The organism is Streptomyces sp. NPDC043861 (assembly GCF_056435905.1).
The window spans coordinates 77,155-95,029 of record NZ_JBWKDP010000017.1 but is presented as its reverse complement, the minus strand read 5'-3'; the positions used below and the strand labels follow the sequence as shown (position 1 = coordinate 95,029).

Below are 17,875 nucleotides of genomic sequence, written 5' to 3'. Positions count from 1 at the left end.
GGTCAGAGCACTCCCATCAGCGGGCCGCCTGGCAGTGGCACCCCGAGCAGGTTGTTGAACACATGGAAGGTGACGAGGGAGAGCACCGCGGCGATCAGCGGATCGCGGTGATGGTGACGGCTGCCGAGCGCGTACGCCGAGCCCCAGAAGAGCAACGCCCCCGAGACGGGGAAGCCGAGCGGACCGATGAGGACGGCGCTGCCGAGGAAGACACCGGCGAGGAGCAGCACCGTGCGCCAGTCACTCGGCTCGGACAGGTCGATGTCCTCGCCGCTCTCCGATTCCCCGCGCCCACCGCGCAGCACGTCCACGGCAAGGAGAACGGCCAGGACGAGAAGACCTGTCCCGACGACGACCGGCACGGTCCTCGGGCCGATCGGGCCACGTTGTGCGATGTCGACGTCCATGGTCAGCGCGTCGGTGAGGACGAGGATTCCGATGAGGAAGAGGAGCAGACCGACGCCCAGTTCGGAGTGCTCGCGGACCCAGGAGCGACGCGCCCGCGTCGTGGTTCCCGTGTTCACAGCCCCAGCTCCTTCAGTACAGAGTCGACGCGCTCGTTCTGCTCGTCGAGGAAGTCACCGAATCTGTCGCCGGTGAGGAAGGCGTCGTCCCAGCGGTTCTTCCGGAGCGATTCCTGCCATTCGGGCGAGTCGTGCAGTTTCCGGACGAGCGTGACGAGCTTGTCGCGTTCGGCGTCGGAGAGGCCGGGCGGGGCGACGATGCCGCGCCAGTTGGTGAAGTCGGTGGCGAGGCCCGCCTCGCGGAGGGTGGGTGCGTCCAGACCGGGGACCCGCTCCGGTCCGGTCACGGCGAGCAGCCGCAGCTCCCCCGACTCGATCTGGTCGAGGTACTCGCCGACGCCCGAGACTCCGAAGGCGACCTTGTTGCCGAGGATCGAGGCGAGCAGTTCGCCACCGCCGTCGAAGGGGATGTAGTTGACGGATCCGGGGGCGATACCGGCCGCCTGCGCCATGAGCATGGGGGCGAGGTGGTCGGGTCCGCCGGGCGAGGAGCCGCCGCCGACGGGCAGCTTGCCCGGGTTCCTGCGCCAGGCGGCGAGCAGGTCCTGGATGGTCCGGTACGGGGAGTCCTTGGCGACGACCACGATGTCCTGCTCCTCGGTGAGCCGGGCGATCGGGGTCGTGTCGGACAGGGTTTTCGGGGACTTGTTGGTGTGGACGGCGCCGACGACGCCGAGCCCCATGGACATGGCGAGCCTGCCGTTGCCGTGTTCACCGACGAGGCGGGTCAGACCGACCGTGCCTCCCGCACCGGGGAGGTTGAACACCTCGATGTTGTGGGTGAGGCCCGCGTCCTCGGCGTTCTTGGCTGCGGTGCGGGCTGTGATGTCGTATCCGCCACCGGGAGTGTTGGGGACCATGAAGCGCAGGCCGGGTATCCGTGTGCCGGTGTCGGCGCCGCTGCGCGGGGTGAGCAGCGGCGGCCCCACAAGCACCAGCAGCGCCGCCCCGAGCAGGGCGAGGGGAGTGCGCGATCGCACGTGAGCCGCCTTTCGGGCTGAACAGGGGGGTGTGAAGTGGCCCACATGTTGCCCGCGCGTCAGGAAACTGTCTCTCTTCCGGAATCAACGGACGTTGTGGTCCTTGTGGTCGCCGCCTAGCGTGTCGTCGTGATGCTGTGCCTTCCCGGGGGACGCCCCCCGGACCTCCGGCGGAAGAGCGGCGACCCAGGCCTGAGCGAATGGCCCTCGCGAGGTGACTCCCGGTGAACGTGCTGGTGGTGGACGACGACTTCATGGTCGCGAAGCTGCACTGCCGCTATGTGTCCGCCACGGACGGTTTTGCGGTGGCCGGCGTGGCGCACAGTGGCGCCGAAGCTCTGCGCGCCGCGGACCGTCTGCGACCCGATCTGGTGCTGCTCGACATCTACCTGCCCGACATGGACGGACTCGCCGTGCTGCGCGAACTGCGCGCGGCCGAGGAACACGACCGGGAGGGCCGGGAGCCGGCCGACGTCCTCTTCATCACGGCGGCCCGGGACGCCGGAACGGTCCGGTCGGCGCTACGGGCGGGCGCCCTGCACTACCTCATCAAGCCGTTCAGCCGGACGGCGCTCCAGGAACAGCTGCGCCACGTCGCGTCCCTGCGCACCCGGCTCGACGCTCTGGACGAGGCCCGCCAGGAGGACGTCGACCAGATCTTCGGCCCCCGGCCACCCGGCTCCCGAGGACTGCCCAAGGGCCTGGCACCCCACACGGCCGACCTGGTCGACCGCATCCTGCGCGCCCGTCCGGAGGGCCTCTCGGCCACGGAGTGCGCCGAGGCCGGCTCCCTGTCCCGGGTCAGCGCCCGCCGCTACCTGGAGTACTTCGCGGAGACGGGACGGGTGGAGGTGTCACTGCGCTACGGGGGGACGGGCCGGCCGGAGCGGCGTTATCGGCGGATCCGCTGAGGGCGCCGGGCAGGCACGAGCGCATCAGCCGCGGCGCTGAGCACGGGTGGCCTGTCGCACGGCGCCGGGGTTGCGCCTGCTGACAACCGGCCGGGCGGCCTCCCGCGCTGCGGCCCGCTCCGCCGACCGTGCCCCACGGTCACCGCGTGGGTGCCGGTGTCCGTCCTGTGAGATGACTGCGCCCCTCGCGTGCCCGCCGACCGGGGGTCACGCAACGCCGTGCCATCGATGAAGTCATGGTCGGCGATGGCCGTTTCGGCTGAGCAGCCCAGTCCTCCGGGCCTCATCCACGGCGTCGGGCGTCCGTCGAGTCGGCCAACGCGTTCAGCGCACGCAGAAAGCCACGGCGGTCGGCCGGCGGGAGTGCGGCGAGGACGCGGTCCTCGCACACGCGGATGGCGGCGCGCACCGAGTCGTGGACCCTGCGCCCGTCCTCGGTGACCGACAGAAGGCGGACGCGACGATCGGCCGGGTCCGGCAGCCGGGAGATGAGCCCGTCCGCCTGGAGCTTGTCGAGGGTGGTGATGATGCGCGTCCTGTCCGCACCGATGGCCTCGCACAGCGCCGATTGTGTGCGCACCGGGCCGTCACCGAGGGCGCCGAGCACGGCGTAGCCCCACATGGAGAGCCCGTGCTCGGCCAGGACCGGCAGTTCCGCATCGACCAGGGAGCGGAGCAGTGGCTGGAGCATGGCGGCGAGGTCGCGGCTCCGGTAGTCGATGGTCATGGCCGAACGATACTCGTTGACGGATAATAGGCACCGCGCGATCATAGGTGCATGCATATGAATAACGAGATCCGGTCCCAACGGTCCGCGTGGCGCGGTCCTTTGTCGCCGCCGACGGGCGCCGAGCTCCTCGCACTCGATGCCGACGCCGTGCGCACCAGCCTCGATGTGGTGTCGCGGGTGACCGCGACGGATCTGGACCATGCGACCCCGTGCGCCGCATGGACGCTGCGCGACCTGCTGGCCCACATGACCGCCCAGCACCACGGTTTCGCGGCAGCGGCACGAGGAGAGAACGGCCCTGAGCCATGGCGGCCGCGGACCGGCGAACAGCACCCCGTCGACGCCTACCGGCGTTCAGCCGAACATGTCCTGGCGGCCTTCGCCGAGGCCGGCGCCCTCGACCGGCCCTTCTGCCTGCCGGAAATCGACACCGAGCGGGCCTTCCCCGCAGCCCGCGCCGTCAGCTTCCACCTGGTCGACTACGTCGTCCACTCCTGGGACGTGGCACGAAGCCTGGGCACCACGGTGGACTTCGGCCCCCAACTGCTCGACGCCGCTCTCGCCGTGGCCCGGGCGGTCCCCGACGGCTCCGTCCGCACCGCTCCCGGCGCCGCCTTCGCCCCCCGGATCCCGCACCCGCACGGGACACCCCTGGACGAGATCCTCACCCTCCTCGGCCGCTCCCCCACCTGGCCGGAGTGAGCCATGGACGCCTTCCGGCCCTTCGACACCGACCGCCTCCATCTGAGGCTCTTCACCCCCGACGACATCGACGCGATGCACGCCTACCAGGGCCTCTCCGACGTCGCGCGCTATCTGTACCGCCCACCGCGCACTCGCCAGGACTGTGCGGACGCCATCGCCAGGATCTCGACGGCCACCAGCTGGGCGCACGAGGGTGACACCCTGACCCTGGCCGTCTGCCGCAGGAACGCCCCGCACGTCATCGGCGAGACCGTCCTCAAACTCACCGATGCCCGGGCCCGCCAAGTGGAGATCGGCTGGGTCTTCCACCCCGCACACGGCGGCCGGGGCTATGCCACCGAGGCAGCCAGGGCGGCAGCGGTGACAGCCTTCGGCCCACTCGGTGCGCACCGCCTCTTCGCCCGCCTCGACACGCGCAACGTCTCCTCCGCCCGACTGTGCGAGCGCCTGGGGATGCGCCGCGAAGCGCACCTCCTCGAGAACGACTTCGACGGAACCGGCTGGGGCAGCGAGTACATCTACGCAGCCCTGTCCCACGAACTCACCCGATGACCACATCCGGTGTCCCGGACACCGCGCCCGGCCTGCATCACCGCGGCGCGGTGCCGGCATCGCCCAGCCCCGGCCGTTCACCTGCGGACTCCGGCGCATCCATGGATCCGGCACGTCCGGCGTTCACCAGCGTTCCTTCTCCGCAGTCCAACGGCCATCCACCTCGGCATCGGCGCCAGGGGCTGCCTGCGGCAATCCCCCCGGTACCGCAGCCCGACGGCCACATCATGGGTGTTGCTCGCCAACGCGTCGGAAACGGAGCGGGGTTCAGCACGCACTTCGGGAATCCGCACATCGTCGACGACTGCATGGAGCGACTACTGACCGCTGTGTCCGACGTGCGGAGAGCCGCCTGCGCCACCCATCAGTAGCATGACGTCGTGATCGTCTACCCCCTGTGGCACATCGGCCACCAGAACGAAGCTGGTGACAACGGCACCACCGTGCACACTGACGACGGAGGCGTCCATATCGATGAGCAGGACGGCGACGACGTCAAGCTCTTGGGCATCTACTCCAGCGTGGACAAGGCCGAGGCGAGCAGGCGTCGCGCTCGGCTGCTTCCCGGGTTCAGGGACGAGCCGGAGTGCTTTGTGATCGTCCCTTACGAAGTGGACGAGGACACGTGGCCGGAGGGCTTCGTGCGCGTTCCCCCTGGCGAGTAGCAGGCCGTACCGACCCGTGTCTTCCTTTGCTCATCGCGAGCAATGCTCAAGACGTGCGGATCGGCCTCGGGCAGGGCGCGAAGGGCGCGCCTTCCCCGAGTGATCGATTGATGGTCGTCGACGAGGCCGAGGTGGCTGCGTCGGTCGGGACACCATGCCCGCGTGAGAACCGTCTACGGCCGGGCCTCCTGCACGCCCCTTCGGACCCGGATCCGCGCCCAGCCGTGAAACAGCCGAGTTCAGGCTGTGGCGAGAACTGCCGTGGTGAAGGCGGTTGGCGGCGAGTAGTCGTGTGTCTCGACGTAGTGAGCGACCAGTTCAGGGGCGGCGTAGGCGACACCATCACCCATCAGCCATATCTCTGCACTGCCCTGCGGGTGGCCGGCGCGCTCGCCGAGTACTTGCGAAGTGCAAAACGGACACGAGTGGTAGCCGCGAGTCTGCTGGGCTCGGTGCGTGCGGCTCATTCGCTTCAGCGCTTCAGCCAGCCCGGAGGGAGCAGTGCCCTTCTCGTAAGGCTTGCCTCGGTCGAGCCAGCCCACGTTGGTCAAGGGGACGCCACGCCAGAGACCTGTCGCGTCTCTCGCCCAGTTGTCCTTGTCATACGTGTATGGCGTCAGGTCGGCGTAGTACGTCACGGCCACTGTCTACCAGGCGTACCGATGGCGCAGAAAAGGGGTCGGGACCTGACGCCGCCCAAGGGATTCACTCACGGAACTCCGATCAGAACCGTTCTCAAAGGTTCTCATCACAGCCGGTCGCCCGCCGCTGTAAGGGCTGCGGCGCGCTGTGGTCGGAGCGGGGCATCATCGCCGCACAGACCGGCCCGGCGGCTCAGGCCACACCTCTGGACCGCCGCCCTGCCAGTCGATCAGCTCCGGATCATCGATGGTCGTGTCTGCCTCCGGCAGGCCCGCGCGGCGCAGGAACTCGATCACGTCGAGCAGGTGGAACGCAAGGCCGACCGACTCACCGCGGATCGTCACCCGGCGGCCGCCCTCTGGCGACACCGGATGAACGATCACAGGTTGTCCGGCCATGATCCCAGCGTCGCTCCGGACGGGCCCTGACGCATCCGGACAGCACAAAGCCCCCACCCGAACGGGCGGGGGCCCTGGCAATCACACCGTTCAGCACAGGTTGGAGAACGCACAGGGGCGGCGGGTTGGTCCACACTTCCGGGCCATCCCGCCGCCAGTCGATCAACCCGGCACTGGCCGGATCCACATCGTCCGGATGGAGCCCCGCCCGGCGCCATCGGTGCCCCCACCGAGCCGCTCACCCCCTACGGCCTCGCCGTCGCCTGGGGATACGGCCAGGCTCTCGTCGCCGAAACCGAGTCCTGCGGCTGCTTCACCGACCGCGAACCTACGCGGCCCTCCCAGCAGTCCGGTTGACCGAGGACACGGGAACGACGGTGATAATCCGCTGATGGAGCACGGAACATCAGGGCCCCTGACCGGTCCGGCTGGAGCCACGTTGGTCGTCACGGGGGTGCGTCGCGCAGGTCCCGGGTATACCAGTTGAACCGTGCGGCGTCGTTGCTGTGCGGCTGCCTGCCGGGTGTGAACCCTGCGCGCCGCGCGACTGCAGCGGATGCGGGATTCTCCGGATCGACCTGGCTCACCGCCTCCTCCCGCCCTCAGTGGCCGCGTACCGGGACGCCAGGAGGAATGCGCGGGTAGCCAGGCCACGCCCCACGCCGACCAGCGGGGCGCCTCCCGGGTCCTGTCGCGATATCAGTTCGCCAGCGTCTGCGCGCCACTGAAGGAACCAGGGACCAGTGGGGAGCCAAACAGGGAGCCAAACAGGGAGCCAAACCGGGAGCCAAACTGGGAGCCAACGGAGGCGACACAAGGTGGCTCCCCGTGGACGGCCACGGACGATGACGCCCCGAACCCCGTGGTCAGCCGCGCACGCTCCGCATCGTTCCTGAGCCCCCTCTTACCCCCTCCTTAAAGCGACCATAAGGATCGCCTCCACCTGCTCCCAGCAGGCGATTCCGCCGATTTCGGGGGCTAGTTTGCTGCTCGTCGGGGCGGGGCTCGTGGCGTCGGTGCAGTGGTTCGGGGGGCTGTGCCGCCGGGCGAGCCCCGCGATCCGGCTTTCCCTCCCCCACGGATGCTGCTGCTCGAAGGAGAACCTCACCATGACCGCTGACACTCGCCGCCGGACCGCCGCCGTCGCCGTGCTCGGGATCGCGCCGCTCGCGCTGGCCGGGCTGGCTGCTTCGCCGGCCGTCGCGCACGGGTCGATGACGGATCCCGTGAGCCGGGTCTCCGCCTGTTACGCCGAAGGGCCGGAGAGCCCGAAGTCGGCTGCGTGCAAGGCTGCTGTCGCCGCCGGCGGTCCGCAGGCGTTCTACGACTGGAACGAGGTCAACATCGCCAACGCCGCGGGCAATCACCAGCGGTTGATCCCTGACGGGAAGCTGTGCAGCGCGGGCCGGGACAAGTACAAGGGGCTGGATCTGCCGCGCGCCGACTGGCCGGCGTCGAAGCTCTCCCCGGGCCGTCACACCTTCCACTACAAGGGGACCGCCCCGCACAAGGGCTCCTTCGAGCTGTACATCACCAAGGACGGATACGACCCGTCGAGGCCTCTGAAGTGGTCGGATCTGGAGGCGAAGCCGTTCGCGAAGGTCGCCGACCCGAAGCTGGTCAACGGTGAGTACGTGTTCGACGGCACCGTCCCCGGCAAGTCGGGGCGGCATCTGATCTACTCGATCTGGCAGCGCTCCGACTCCCCCGAGGCGTTCTACACCTGCTCGGACGTGGTGCTCGGCAAGGACTCCGGCGGTTCCGCGCCGGACGGTGGCGCGCCTGCCCCGACGGCGTCCGCACCGACCGACGAGCAGATCGAGGACGGTTCGGACCAGTCCACGGTGGACCACGGTGGGCATGGCGGCGACGGTCCGGACGACCACACCAAGGAGCCCGCGGCTCCGGCGGGTTCGGAGACGGGAGGCACCCCTCGGCCGGAAGGCACCTCGAGGACGGAGCCCCCGGCCGGTAACTCCCCGCAGGTCAACAGCGCGAAGGAGAACCTCGCCGAGACCGGCGGCAGTGGCTCGACCCCGTATCTGGCCGTCGGCGGCGCCGCGGTGCTGGCGCTCGGTGCCGCGGTGGTGTTCGGCACGGTCCGCCGCAAGGCCGCCCGCTGAGCCGTCGGGGGTGCCGCCTGTGGGCGGCACCCCCGACCGACGCCTACTCGAAGACCGACGAGCAGTTCGTCCTGGTGGCACGCGCCGGGTCCAGCGCGTTGGTCACCTCGTGGTAGGCGATCCGGTCCCACAGACCGATCGCCACATGCTCCGAGAGGTCGATGGCACAGAGGTCCTGGAGCGTCACGTTCTTGACGTCGGACCCGGTCAGGAAGGCCGACCGGTACGGCGTGACCACCTCGTCGTACTTGGTGGCGATGACCGTGTAGCGCACACCCGGAACCGTGTCTCCGCCCGCGTTGAGCTTGGTGAGGAACGCGGACCCGGCGATCTGGTCGGCGAGGCCGGGAGTGGTGGACTTCATCAGATCCGCGGCGCCCGGGAAGTACTTGAGCAGACCGGTGAGCCCGTTCAGGGTGGTCCCGTGGTTGTCGGGTGCGAGACCGACGAGGGCGTTCACCTTGTCCGCGCCTCCGAGGAACTTCAGGTAGTGCCGCGGCATCATTCCGCCCTGCGAATGCCCGACGAGGTCGACCTCGTCGGCACCGGTGGCAGCCAGGACCTTGTCGACGTACGCGTCGAGCTGTTCCGCCGACTTGTCGATGGGGCCGAGGCCGTGGAAGAAGGGAACGCCCGGCAGTTGGCCGTAGTCGAGCGAGAAGACGCAGTAGCCACGGTGGACGAGGTAGGGCGCGAGGGCCAGCCAGTTGTCCACGGAGTTGCCGAAGGTGCCGTGGACGAGGACGACGGGGCGCGGGTGTGCGGTGGAGGGCTTGCACGAGTAGTTGTTCCAGCCGCTGGTGGGGGCGGCGGCCGTGGCGCTGGCGGTGGCTGCGGGAGTGAGGCCGATGGCGGCGGCCAGCAGCAGGGCTGCGAGGGGTCTGAGGGCACGTTTCCAGGACAGCATCGAGCGTTCTCCTTGCGGCTCAAGGGAGTAGCGATGACTGGGGATGTGGGGATTCCCTGCGGCCCGGACCACAAGTGAGAGTCGTGCTCATGCCAACGTACGCACGAGTAACCAGGAGTGGGAAGTTACGCGTCGGTAAAAACTGATGGCTGGTCAAAATCCGCCATCTGCAAGGAAAGGTCCCCTACGCGGCGAGCGAGCCCGGAATGACCGCCCTCGGGCCGAATCTGGCGCGTGCGCGGTCCGCCACCGCCTCGATCCTGCGGGCCTTCTCATCGGCCGGGTCGAAGGTGAGCTGGTGCGCGGCGCGGTCGGCCGGGATCAGCCCCTCGGCACGCAGGGCGAGGGCACGGACACGGGCGCGCTGCAGGCCGAGGCCGTCGAGGAGCCTGTATGCGGTGCCGGTGAGGGACGCGGAATGGGCGGTCGGTTCGGAGAGGGCACGGGACCTGGTGGTCGTCGTGCGGTCGGCATAGCGCACGGTGAGGCCGAGGGAGCGGCAGACCTGGCCCTCGGCACGCATCCGTGCGCCGAGTTCCTCGCTGATCGAGAGGAGGGCGCGGCGGTGCCGGGCGTGGTCCAGTTCGTCACGGGGGAAGGTGCGCTCGGCCGCGACGGAGCGGGCGGCGGCGTTCGGGACGACCCGGGTGCGGTCGGTGCCATGGGCCTTCTCGTACACCTCGCGCCCGGCCCGCGCGCCGAGGATCCGCTGGAGCACGGCCAGGGGCGCGGCGGCGACCCGGTCGACGGTGTCGAGCCCGTATCCGCACAGGGTACGCGCGGTCGCGGGGCCGACTCCGTGCAGCGCCGCGACCGGACGTCCGGCGAGGAACTCCGCCGCGTCACCCACGACCAGGGTGCTGCCCGGCCCGGCCTCACGCGCCGCCATCCTGGCCAGCAGCGGATTCGGACCGGCCCCGATGACGCAGTCGGCCCCGTACAGAGCGAGCGCCCGTACCCGTATCACCGCGGCCAGCCCGGCGGCGTCCCGCCCGAAGTACCGCAGCGCACCCCGCACATCGGCGAGCGCCCCGTCCGGCGGCGCCGCTTCGACGACCGGCGTGAACGCACCGAGCAGCGCGAGCAGCCCCGCATAGGCGGCCCCGTCCGGCGGACCCCCGCCGACTGCGCGGAACCGCAGACAGAGCACCGACACCGCTTCCGTCATCCCGCGCTCCCCGGACTCCGGTGCCACAACTTCCTTGCCGGCGCGGCGCCTTCACCAGCCGGCCGGAGGTCGGCCCAGGCGTTCATCTCGTAGCCGGTGGACATACGGATGCTGCGGCCTGCTGCGGAGGCGGCGGGCGCCGCGTCCGCCGTGTCCGTCTCGTCGGCCCCCTCGGCCCCCTCGGACCCGTCGGACTCCCCGGACCCGTTGCCCGCGAGCCGCTGGGCCACGGCGTCCAGGCCCCCTTCCCGGCGCACCTCGATCAGGTCCGCGAGGTTCCAGGCCGCCGAGCCCACCACGCTCAGGCTGCGCGGGCCGCGGCGCTGGACCACGCCCCGCACCAGGAGCAGCCAGGAATGGAAGACGGTGTGTGCGCACCTCTCGTGGCTGTCGTCGAAGAAGGCCAGGTCGACCAGGCCCGTACCGTCGTCCAGGGTGGTGAAGATGACCCGGCGGCCGGAGCGGACCGGCGGGGTCTGGGTGGCCGCCTTGGCGCCCGCCACCAGCACGGTCGCACCGTGTTCGGCGTCGCGCAGCCGCCGCGCGGGGATGACCCCGAGCTCGTCGAGGAAGGCGTGGTGGTCCACCATCAGATGGCGGGACGCGTCCATGCCGAGGACACCCAGCTCGGCACTGAGCCGCTCGGCATCGCTGAGGTCGGGCAGACCGACGGATGCGGTTCCGCGGCCACCGCCCAGCGGAAGCTGACCGCCGCGGCCACCACGACCGCCGCCGTGCGGTGCCAACCCCCGCTGCGTACGGTGGAGTTCGGTGAGGTGCAACAGCAGATCCCGCCGGTTGGCGCCGAACGCGTCGAGCGCACCCACCTGTGCGAGCCGTTCCGCCACCGGGCGCCCCGGCCTCGCCCGCTCCCAGAAGTCCAGCAGGGACGCGTACGGCCGGCCTTCCTCGATCCGCGCCGCCTCGGCCTCGCTGATGCCGTGCACATCGGCGAACGCCAGCCGCAGGCCCCAGACCGCCCCCGAGCCGCTGCCGTTGCCGTTTCCCTTGCCTGTGTCCGGGCCGGCATCCGAGCCGACATCGGACACCAGTTCGATGCGATGGGCGACCGCCGACCGGTTCACGTCCAGCGGCAGCACCGGCACCCCCCGTCGCCGCGCATCCGCCAGCAGCAGACGCTTCGGATACATCCCGGGATCGTGCGTCAGCAGCCCGGCGTAGAAGGCTGCCGGATGGTGCGCCTTCAGCCACGCCGACTGGTACGTCGGTACGGCGAAGGCCACCGCGTGCGCCTTGCAGAAGCCGTACGACCCGAACGCCTCGATGATCTCCCAGGCCCGCGCGATCACTTCGGCCGCGTATCCCTTCCGCTCCGCCTGCTGCGCGAACCACTGCCTGATCCGTACCTGCGACTCCAGGTCGGAGAGCCCGCGCCGCACCCGGTCCGCCTCGTCCCTGCCGCACCCCGTCATGATGCTGACCATCTCGATGATCTGCTCGTGGAACACGACGACCCCGTATGTCTCCCCCAGGGGTCCGGCCAGATCCGGATGCGGGAAACGGACCGGCGCCCGCCCGTGCCGGGCCTCGATGAACGGCCGCACCATGTCGGCGGCGACCGGCCCCGGCCGGAAGAGCGAGATGTCGACGACCAGATCGTGGAAGTTCGCGGGCTGCAGCCTGCCGATGAGATCGCGCTGGCCCGGCGACTCGATCTGGAAACAGCCCAGCGTCTCGGCCGAGCGGATGAGCCGATACGTCGCCGGGTCGCCCGGTGGCACCTGCTCCGGGTCGTCCAGGTCGATCCGACGGCCCGTCGCCCGCTCGACCTCCGCGACGGCGTGCGCCATCGCGGACTGCATCCGTACGCCCAGCACATCGAGCTTGAGCAGACCGAGGTCCTCGACGTCGTCCTTGTCGAACTGGGACATCGGGAAAGGGGAACCTCCCGTGCCCGGAGAGCTGAGGGGGATCTCGCCACTGGTCGGCATCACGGGTGTCCGCCGCAGCAGCGAGGAGTCCGAGATGAGCACCCCGCACGGGTGCATGGCGACACCGCGCGGCAGCGCGTCCAGCTCCTCCACCAACTCCCAGAGCCTGCCGTACGCGCCCTTCCGCCGGGCCACGTCGCGCAGTTCGGGCAGCTCATCCATCGCGGCGCGGGCGTCGCGGGCGCGGATGTGCGGGAACGCCTTGGCGAGCCGGTCGATCTCGGCCGGGTCCATGCTCAGCGCGGCGCCCACGTCCCGGATCGCGTGCCGCACCCGGTATGTCTCGGGCATGGCGACGGCCGCGACCCGCTCCTCGCCGAAGCGGTCGATGATCGCGCGGTAGACCTCCAGCCGGCGCGCGGACTCGACGTCGATGTCGATGTCGGGCAGCGCGAACCGGCGCTTGGACAGGAAGCGCTCCATCAGCAGATGCTGCTCGACCGGGTCGGCGTGCGCGATGCCGAGCAGATGGTTCACCAGGGATCCGGCTCCGGAGCCGCGTGCGGCGACCCGGATGCCCATCCGCTTGACGTCGTCGACGACTTGAGCAACCGTCAGAAAATAGGTGGCATTGCCGTGGAAGGCGATGATGTCCAGTTCGGAGTGCATCCGCTCCCAGTAGGCCCTGGCCTGCCCCGGCGGCAGCCGGTCGTAGCCGTGCAGCACCATCCCGGCCGCGGCGCGTGAGGCGAGGACACGCTGTGCGGTGCGCCGGCCGGCGCCGACGAGATGCGGCTCGGGGTAGTAGGTGTATCCCATGCCCAGGTCGCCCTCGGGGTCGACGAGGCACTCGGCGGCGGTCTCCTCGGTGACGGCGAGCAGCCGGTGTGCGGCATCCCGCCGCCACCCGGCCGCCTCGGCGATCCGCTCGGCGGCGTGGTGCATCGCGTCCGCGCCCTTGAGCCAGCGTTCCCCGCCGTCCAGGCCTCCGGCCGGGTCGACGGGGACGAGCCTGCGGGCCGCGTCCAGGACGTCCGCGACCGGACCCTGGCCGGGGTCGGCGTATCGCACGGCATTGCTCAGCACGGCCCGTACGCCCTGTTCGGCGGCGAAACCGGCGGTACGGGCGGCGAGCCGCAGTGAGCCCGGCCCGGTGCCCCCGACCCCGTGGTGCACGATCTCGAGACGCAGGGCGTCGCCGTACCGCTCCCGCCAGGGAGCGAGCAGCCGGGCGGCCCGGTCGGGGCGGCCCGCGGCCAGTGCCCTGCCGACGCCGGAGTCGGGACCGATCAGCACGGTGAGTCCACCCGGGCCGCCCAGGGCGTCCCACTCGACGACCGGCCGGCCGTTGCCGCGGGAGGCGCCCCCGGACGCCCCGGCATGGGCGGCGGTGACCAGCCGGCAGAGCTCGGCCCAGCCGGCCGCGCCGTCGCGGGCGAGGAAGGTGACCCGTGGGGCCGACTCGTCGATGAAGGCTCCGCCGCGCACCGGTGTACGCCGGCGGCCGCCATGGCCGGACTCCTCGCGGTCCCGCTCGCCCCTTCCCTCCCTCACGGCGAGCTCGGCCCCGAACAGCGGGCGCACCCCCTCCCTGGCACAGGCCTTGGCGAAGCGGACCGCGCCCGCGAGGGTGTCCCGGTCGGTCAGGGCCAGCGCCTCCATACCCCGCGCGGCGGCGCGTTCGGCCAGCCGCTCCGGATGCGAGGCTCCGTAGCGCACGGAGAACCCGGACACGGTGTGCAGATGCGTGAAACCGGGCATCCGCACCTCCTGGCTCAATCCGCTCTCACCTCCCCCTCGCCATCACCATAGACCAAGTTTCGAACATTCGTACGATAGCGGCGGCACGCTTGCCCCCCTCCCTCCACTCCACCCCGCCCCACCTGCGCAAACGGCCTTCGGGACAGCTCGCGGCCGCTAGGCAGGGCCGACGGCCTCATGCCCACGGGCGGCCGACAGCGCCCCGGCCTGCCGCGCCCGCCGCTCATGCCGTACGCCCACCGTCCGACTGCTCATGACGCGGGTGCCATCGGGGGAATGTCGCGCCGTACGCGTTGGACACCTCGCACCGGGTGGTACGAGTCGGGGCGTACCGGGAGGTGGTGACGGGCAGATGCCGCGATCCGCACGATGGCGCGGAAGCGGCCGGCACCGACCGCTGCGCACCGCGCGACGCGGGCCCGCACGCCCCGCACCGGGCGGCGAACCGCCGGTCTCCCCCGCCCTGCGCACGGCTGCCGCCTACTCCTGGCGGCTCCTGGTCGTCGGGACCCTCGTGTATGCGGTCTTCTCGGCCCTCGGGCGCTTCCACGAGCTCGGAGTGGCCGTCTTCCTCGGTCTCGTCGGTACGGCGATGCTGCGACCGGTGACCGATCTGCTGGCCCGCCGACTGCCACGACCCCTCGCCGTCACCCTCGCACTGATCGGCAGCATCGTTGTCGTCCTCGGCGTTCTCGCCCTCGTCGGAGAGACGGTCGCCAGGGAATGGGACATGCTGCAGCGGGAGTTCGCAACCGGCATCAACAGGATCGAACGCTGGCTGGAGCAACCGCCGTTCCGGGTCGACCCGAATGCGCTCACCGACGTCCAGTCACGGATCGGACGGTTCCTGTCCGAGCACCGGTCGACACTCATCAGCAAGGCCCTCAGCGGCGCCGGGCGACTGGTGGAGGTCCTGACGACACTGGCGCTGGCGCTGTTCTGCTCGGTGTTCTTCCTGCACTCCGGCGACCGGCAGTGGAGCTGGTTCTGCAACCAGCTCCCGGGGCCGGCCCGGGGCCGGGTGTCGGTGGCGGGCCACGCGGCCTGGCGGACCTTCACCGGATACACACACGGCATCGTGCTCGTGGCGGCGACCAACGCGGTACTCGTCGGCCTGGCGCTCTGGGCCCTGGGTGTGCCGCTCGCCGTTCCCCTCGCCCTGCTCGAGTTCTTCGCCGCCTTCATCCCGCTGATCGGCTCGCCCATCGCCCTTGCGGTTGCCGCGGTGGTGGCCCTGGCCGTCAAGGGCCCGGTCGTCGCGGCCGTCGTCGTCGCACTGATCGTGATCATCGGACAGATCGAGGGGCATGTGCTGCACCCGATCGTGATGAGCTGGGCCGTCCGGCTGCACCCGGTGGTCGTGGCGCTCACGGTCATCGGCGGAGCCATCGCGGCGGGGGTGATCGGTGCGATCGTGGCCGTGCCGCTGGTGTCGGTCCTCTGGTCGGTGCGCCAGGCACTGCGCCGGGCGGACGCACAGGGCCCGGTTCGCCCCTGAGGGACGAACCGGGCCCGGAAGGCGCAGGAGCGCGTCAGCCGATCTCGGCGCCGAGGACCTGGAGCGCCTCTGTGACCGGCTGGAAGAACGTCTCGCCACCGGCGGAGCAGTCGCCGCTTCCGCCCGAGGTCAGACCGATCGCGGAGTCGCCGGAGAAGAGCGAACCGCCGCTGTCACCGGGCTCGGCACAGACGTTCGTCTGGATGAGACCGTTGACGACCTGGCCGTCGCCGTAGTTCACGGTGGCGTCGAGACCGGTGACCTCACCGTCGTGCACCTGGGTGGTGGACCCGCTGCGGGTCACCTTCATGCCGACCGTCGCCTCGGCCGCCTGGGCGATCTCCTGGGTGCTGCCGTTGTAGAGGTTCACGGCGCTCGGGTGCTCGGTGTCGCCGTTGTACTTGACGAGGGCGAAGTCGTTCTCGGGGAACTGGGAATCGACCATCGAGCCGATCGCCTCGCCTCCCGCGGACTCGGACCACTCGCTGCCGGTCTCACCGCAGTGGCCGGCCGTGATGAAGTGCGGCTGGCCGTCCTTGACGACGTTGAAGCCGAGCGAACAGCGGCCACCGCCGCTGTGGATGGCGTCACCACCGGCGATGTACTTCTTGAACTCCCCCGCCGACTTCTTCAGTTCCGCCTTCTCGCCGAGCCCCTTCACGACCGTCTGGAGCTTGGCCCAGTCAGCGCCCTTGACCGTGCGGTCGGCGGTGACGACGACCTTGTTGGTCACCGGGTCGGTGGCCCACGACGTGCCCGGGATGGTCGCGCGGTCGGTGAGGGCCTGCCGGGCGGACTTCAGCTCGGACAGGGTGTTCTGCACGACTCTGGCCTTGCCGCCCGCCTCGCGAACGGACTGTGCGGCTTCCTCGTCCACCACATTCATCACGAGGGCCTTGGCCTTGGCGTCGTAGTACGCGCCCGCGGCATCACCGCCCAGATCCTTGCCGAGCGTCGATGCGAGGTTTCCGGCCGCCGTCGCCGACAGGGTCTTCACCGTGAACTGAGGGGTTTCCTCACTGGCGTTCGCAGTCTGGAAGGTGACTCCGGCAGCCACGAGCGCGACGACGGCTCCACCTGCCATCGTCGCGCGCTTCTTGGATATGCGTCGGTGCTTCAACGTTGACCTCCTGTGGGGGCCGCGCACGGGCAAGTGGGGTGACCCGCACACGGAGGATGAGGCGCCCACTATTCCGAGACTCGCGGGTAACACACAAGGTCGACTTCAGGACGCGCACACGAACGGCAGAACGCGCCCCCGGTTCGTTCACAACCTCCGGCCACCACCGCCGGTTCCGTTTGCGAACACCCGTTGCAATCGAGCCGTGAGCGGCGGGTGAGGACTAGTCCTGTCCGGAATTCATTGCCTCCGGACGCTCCGCTTCCGGCTCGCTGATGGGTAATCATCTGGATGGCGGGGAATGCCAGGACAGTATTGCTGCACACAGCACATGGGGACGGATACACGGATATCGGGATATCCCAAGTCATGGACCGTATGTGAAGGAGGCGGGGGGTTGCGACGTCGCGTGCGCGCGTCGGACGGGCGGCATCTGATGGTGGAGCGGCTCGGGGATCCGCGGGGCAGGCCTGTCTTCCTCATGCACGGCACCCCGGGCAGCAGACTGGGCCCGGCGCCGCGCGGCATGGTGCTGTACCAGCGCGGAATGCAGCTGATCGCGTACGACCGCCCCGGCTACGGCGGTTCCGACCGGCTGCAGGGGCGCAGTGTGGCCGATGTGGTGGAGGACGTGAGGGCGATCGCGGACGCCCTGGGGCTCGACCGCTTCGCGGTGGTGGGCCGCTCCGGCGGCGCCCCGCACGCCCTGGCCTGTGCGGCGCTGCTGCCCGACCGGGTGACCAGGGCCGCGGCCCTCGTCACCCTGGCGCCACGGGACGCGGACGGTCTCGACTGGTTCGAGGGGATGGCCGCGTCCAATGTGCTGGAGTACTCGACGGCCAGCGCGGACCCCGACGGGCTCACCGCGCGGTTCATCATGCGCTCCGACGAGATCCGGCGGGATCCGGTCAGACTCCTCGACGATCTGCGAAGGGAGTTGACGGACTCCGACCGCATGGTCGTCGCCGATGCCGGTGTGCGGGCGATGTTGCTGCGCAACTACCAGGAGGCGTTGCGCACTTCGGCGTACGGCTGGATCGACGACGCTCTCGCCTTCTCCTGCCCGTGGGGCTTCGACCCGGCCGAGATCAAACCACCCGTGCTGTTGTGGCACGGCGTGAAGGACGTCTTCTCTCCGGTCGGCCACTCGCGCTGGCTGGCGGAGCGCATCCCGGGCGCGACAGCCGTACTGGAGCCGACCGCCGCGCACTTCGACGCGCTGCACGCCCTCCCCAGGATCCTCACCTGGCTGCTCGAGCCGGATCACTGAATCCGGTTCGCCGTCGGCGACCGGCCGAA

16 protein-coding genes are annotated in these 17,875 nt (G+C 70.5%); 7 read left to right on the top strand and 9 right to left on the bottom strand.

Annotation, left to right across the window (positions count from 1 at the left end):
• Positions 1 to 2: 2 nt before the first annotated feature.
• Both AC068D_RS30850 and AC068D_RS30845 read right to left on the bottom strand, forming a co-directional pair.
• Positions 3 to 524 carry a tripartite tricarboxylate transporter TctB family protein gene (locus tag AC068D_RS30850; RefSeq protein ID WP_478826398.1) on the bottom strand — a complete coding sequence of 174 codons (522 nt, stop codon included), beginning with the start codon at positions 522 to 524 and terminating at the stop codon, positions 3 to 5.
• Positions 521 to 1,504, bottom strand: coding sequence for a Bug family tripartite tricarboxylate transporter substrate binding protein (locus AC068D_RS30845; protein ID WP_478826397.1), 984 nt, complete (start codon positions 1,502 to 1,504; stop codon positions 521 to 523). Before AC068D_RS30845 ends, AC068D_RS30850 begins: the two co-directional genes overlap by 4 nt.
• 230 nt (positions 1,505 to 1,734) lie before the next feature.
• On the opposite strand from AC068D_RS30845, the gene AC068D_RS30840 reads away from it, so the two are divergent.
• The gene (locus AC068D_RS30840) at positions 1,735 to 2,415 is read left to right on the top strand and encodes a response regulator (protein WP_478826482.1); all 681 of its coding nucleotides are present in this window, start codon (positions 1,735 to 1,737) and stop codon (positions 2,413 to 2,415) included.
• 283 nt (positions 2,416 to 2,698) lie between these two features.
• On the opposite strand, the gene AC068D_RS30835 is transcribed toward AC068D_RS30840, so the two are convergent.
• Entirely contained in the window at positions 2,699 to 3,142 is a 444-nt protein-coding gene (locus AC068D_RS30835; RefSeq protein WP_478826396.1) for a MarR family winged helix-turn-helix transcriptional regulator, read from the bottom strand.
• A gap of 51 nt (positions 3,143 to 3,193) precedes the next feature.
• Here AC068D_RS30835 and AC068D_RS30830 point away from each other — a divergent pair, with 51 nt between their 5' ends.
• The 3 genes from AC068D_RS30830 to AC068D_RS30820 all read left to right on the top strand — a co-directional run bounded on the left by AC068D_RS30830 (position 3,194) and on the right by AC068D_RS30820 (position 5,067).
• Positions 3,194 to 3,847 (top strand): TIGR03086 family metal-binding protein, encoded by a 654-nt coding sequence (locus AC068D_RS30830; RefSeq protein ID WP_478826395.1) that lies wholly within the window; start codon positions 3,194 to 3,196, stop codon positions 3,845 to 3,847.
• Positions 3,848 to 3,850: 3 nt separating this feature from the next.
• Positions 3,851 to 4,402, top strand: coding sequence for a GNAT family N-acetyltransferase (locus AC068D_RS30825; protein WP_478826394.1), 552 nt, complete (start codon positions 3,851 to 3,853; stop codon positions 4,400 to 4,402).
• 380 nt (positions 4,403 to 4,782) lie between these two features.
• On the top strand, positions 4,783 to 5,067 hold the full coding sequence (locus AC068D_RS30820) for a DUF7336 domain-containing protein (RefSeq protein WP_478826393.1): 285 nt from the start codon (positions 4,783 to 4,785) through the stop codon (positions 5,065 to 5,067).
• A gap of 239 nt (positions 5,068 to 5,306) precedes the next feature.
• Here AC068D_RS30820 and AC068D_RS30815 read toward each other — a convergent pair whose 3' ends face one another.
• Together AC068D_RS30815 and AC068D_RS30810 are read right to left on the bottom strand one after the other, a co-directional pair.
• Positions 5,307 to 5,705: a DUF7919 family protein gene (locus tag AC068D_RS30815; RefSeq protein WP_478826392.1), complete on the bottom strand. Its 399-nt coding sequence runs from the start codon at positions 5,703 to 5,705 to the stop codon at positions 5,307 to 5,309.
• A 168-nt stretch (positions 5,706 to 5,873) separates the two neighbouring features.
• Positions 5,874 to 6,107 carry a hypothetical protein gene (locus tag AC068D_RS30810; protein WP_478826391.1) on the bottom strand — a complete coding sequence of 78 codons (234 nt, stop codon included), beginning with the start codon at positions 6,105 to 6,107 and terminating at the stop codon, positions 5,874 to 5,876.
• 1,109 nt (positions 6,108 to 7,216) lie between these two features.
• On the opposite strand from AC068D_RS30810, the gene AC068D_RS30805 reads away from it, so the two are divergent.
• Positions 7,217 to 8,230, top strand: a complete 1,014-nt coding sequence (locus tag AC068D_RS30805; protein ID WP_478826390.1) for a lytic polysaccharide monooxygenase auxiliary activity family 9 protein — start codon at positions 7,217 to 7,219, stop codon at positions 8,228 to 8,230.
• 43 nt (positions 8,231 to 8,273) lie between these two features.
• Here the strand turns inward: AC068D_RS30805 and AC068D_RS30800 are convergent, their stop codons facing one another.
• The 3 genes from AC068D_RS30800 to AC068D_RS30790 form a co-directional block, all read right to left on the bottom strand.
• Positions 8,274 to 9,137, bottom strand: coding sequence for an esterase/lipase family protein (locus tag AC068D_RS30800; RefSeq protein WP_478826389.1), 864 nt, complete (start codon positions 9,135 to 9,137; stop codon positions 8,274 to 8,276).
• A 184-nt stretch (positions 9,138 to 9,321) separates the two neighbouring features.
• Positions 9,322 to 10,305 carry a DNA polymerase Y family protein gene (locus AC068D_RS30795; RefSeq protein ID WP_478826388.1) on the bottom strand — a complete coding sequence of 328 codons (984 nt, stop codon included), beginning with the start codon at positions 10,303 to 10,305 and terminating at the stop codon, positions 9,322 to 9,324.
• Positions 10,302 to 13,958 (bottom strand): DNA polymerase III subunit alpha, encoded by a 3,657-nt coding sequence (locus AC068D_RS30790; RefSeq protein WP_478826387.1) that lies wholly within the window; start codon positions 13,956 to 13,958, stop codon positions 10,302 to 10,304. The genes AC068D_RS30795 and AC068D_RS30790 overlap by 4 nt, the downstream gene beginning before the upstream one ends.
• A gap of 352 nt (positions 13,959 to 14,310) precedes the next feature.
• Here AC068D_RS30790 and AC068D_RS30785 point away from each other — a divergent pair, with 352 nt between their 5' ends.
• Positions 14,311 to 15,456 (top strand): AI-2E family transporter, encoded by a 1,146-nt coding sequence (locus AC068D_RS30785; protein ID WP_478826386.1) that lies wholly within the window; start codon positions 14,311 to 14,313, stop codon positions 15,454 to 15,456.
• 34 nt (positions 15,457 to 15,490) lie between these two features.
• Here the strand turns inward: AC068D_RS30785 and AC068D_RS30780 are convergent, their stop codons facing one another.
• Positions 15,491 to 16,576, bottom strand: a complete 1,086-nt coding sequence (locus tag AC068D_RS30780; protein WP_478826385.1) for a S1 family peptidase — start codon at positions 16,574 to 16,576, stop codon at positions 15,491 to 15,493.
• 397 nt (positions 16,577 to 16,973) lie between these two features.
• Here AC068D_RS30780 and AC068D_RS30775 point away from each other — a divergent pair, with 397 nt between their 5' ends.
• Complete coding sequence (locus tag AC068D_RS30775) at positions 16,974 to 17,846, top strand: alpha/beta fold hydrolase (RefSeq protein ID WP_478826384.1); 873 nt, start codon at positions 16,974 to 16,976, stop codon at positions 17,844 to 17,846.
• Positions 17,847 to 17,875: the final 29 nt, after the last annotated feature.

Excerpts from the sequence above, each read along its gene's own strand:
- AC068D_RS30835 (WP_478826396.1), bottom strand. The coding sequence starts at position 3,142 with ATGACCATCGACTACCGGAGCCGCGACCTCGCCGCCATGCTCCAGCCA.
- AC068D_RS30830 (WP_478826395.1), top strand. The coding sequence starts at position 3,194 with ATGCATATGAATAACGAGATCCGGTCCCAACGGTCCGCGTGGCGCGGT.
- AC068D_RS30825 (WP_478826394.1), top strand. The coding sequence starts at position 3,851 with ATGGACGCCTTCCGGCCCTTCGACACCGACCGCCTCCATCTGAGGCTC.
- AC068D_RS30810 (WP_478826391.1), bottom strand. The coding sequence starts at position 6,107 with ATGGCCGGACAACCTGTGATCGTTCATCCGGTGTCGCCAGAGGGCGGC.
- AC068D_RS30805 (WP_478826390.1), top strand. The coding sequence starts at position 7,217 with ATGACCGCTGACACTCGCCGCCGGACCGCCGCCGTCGCCGTGCTCGGG.
- AC068D_RS30800 (WP_478826389.1), bottom strand. The coding sequence starts at position 9,137 with ATGCTGTCCTGGAAACGTGCCCTCAGACCCCTCGCAGCCCTGCTGCTG.
- AC068D_RS30795 (WP_478826388.1), bottom strand. The coding sequence starts at position 10,305 with ATGACGGAAGCGGTGTCGGTGCTCTGTCTGCGGTTCCGCGCAGTCGGC.
- AC068D_RS30790 (WP_478826387.1), bottom strand. The coding sequence starts at position 13,958 with ATGCCCGGTTTCACGCATCTGCACACCGTGTCCGGGTTCTCCGTGCGC.
- AC068D_RS30785 (WP_478826386.1), top strand. The coding sequence starts at position 14,311 with ATGCCGCGATCCGCACGATGGCGCGGAAGCGGCCGGCACCGACCGCTG.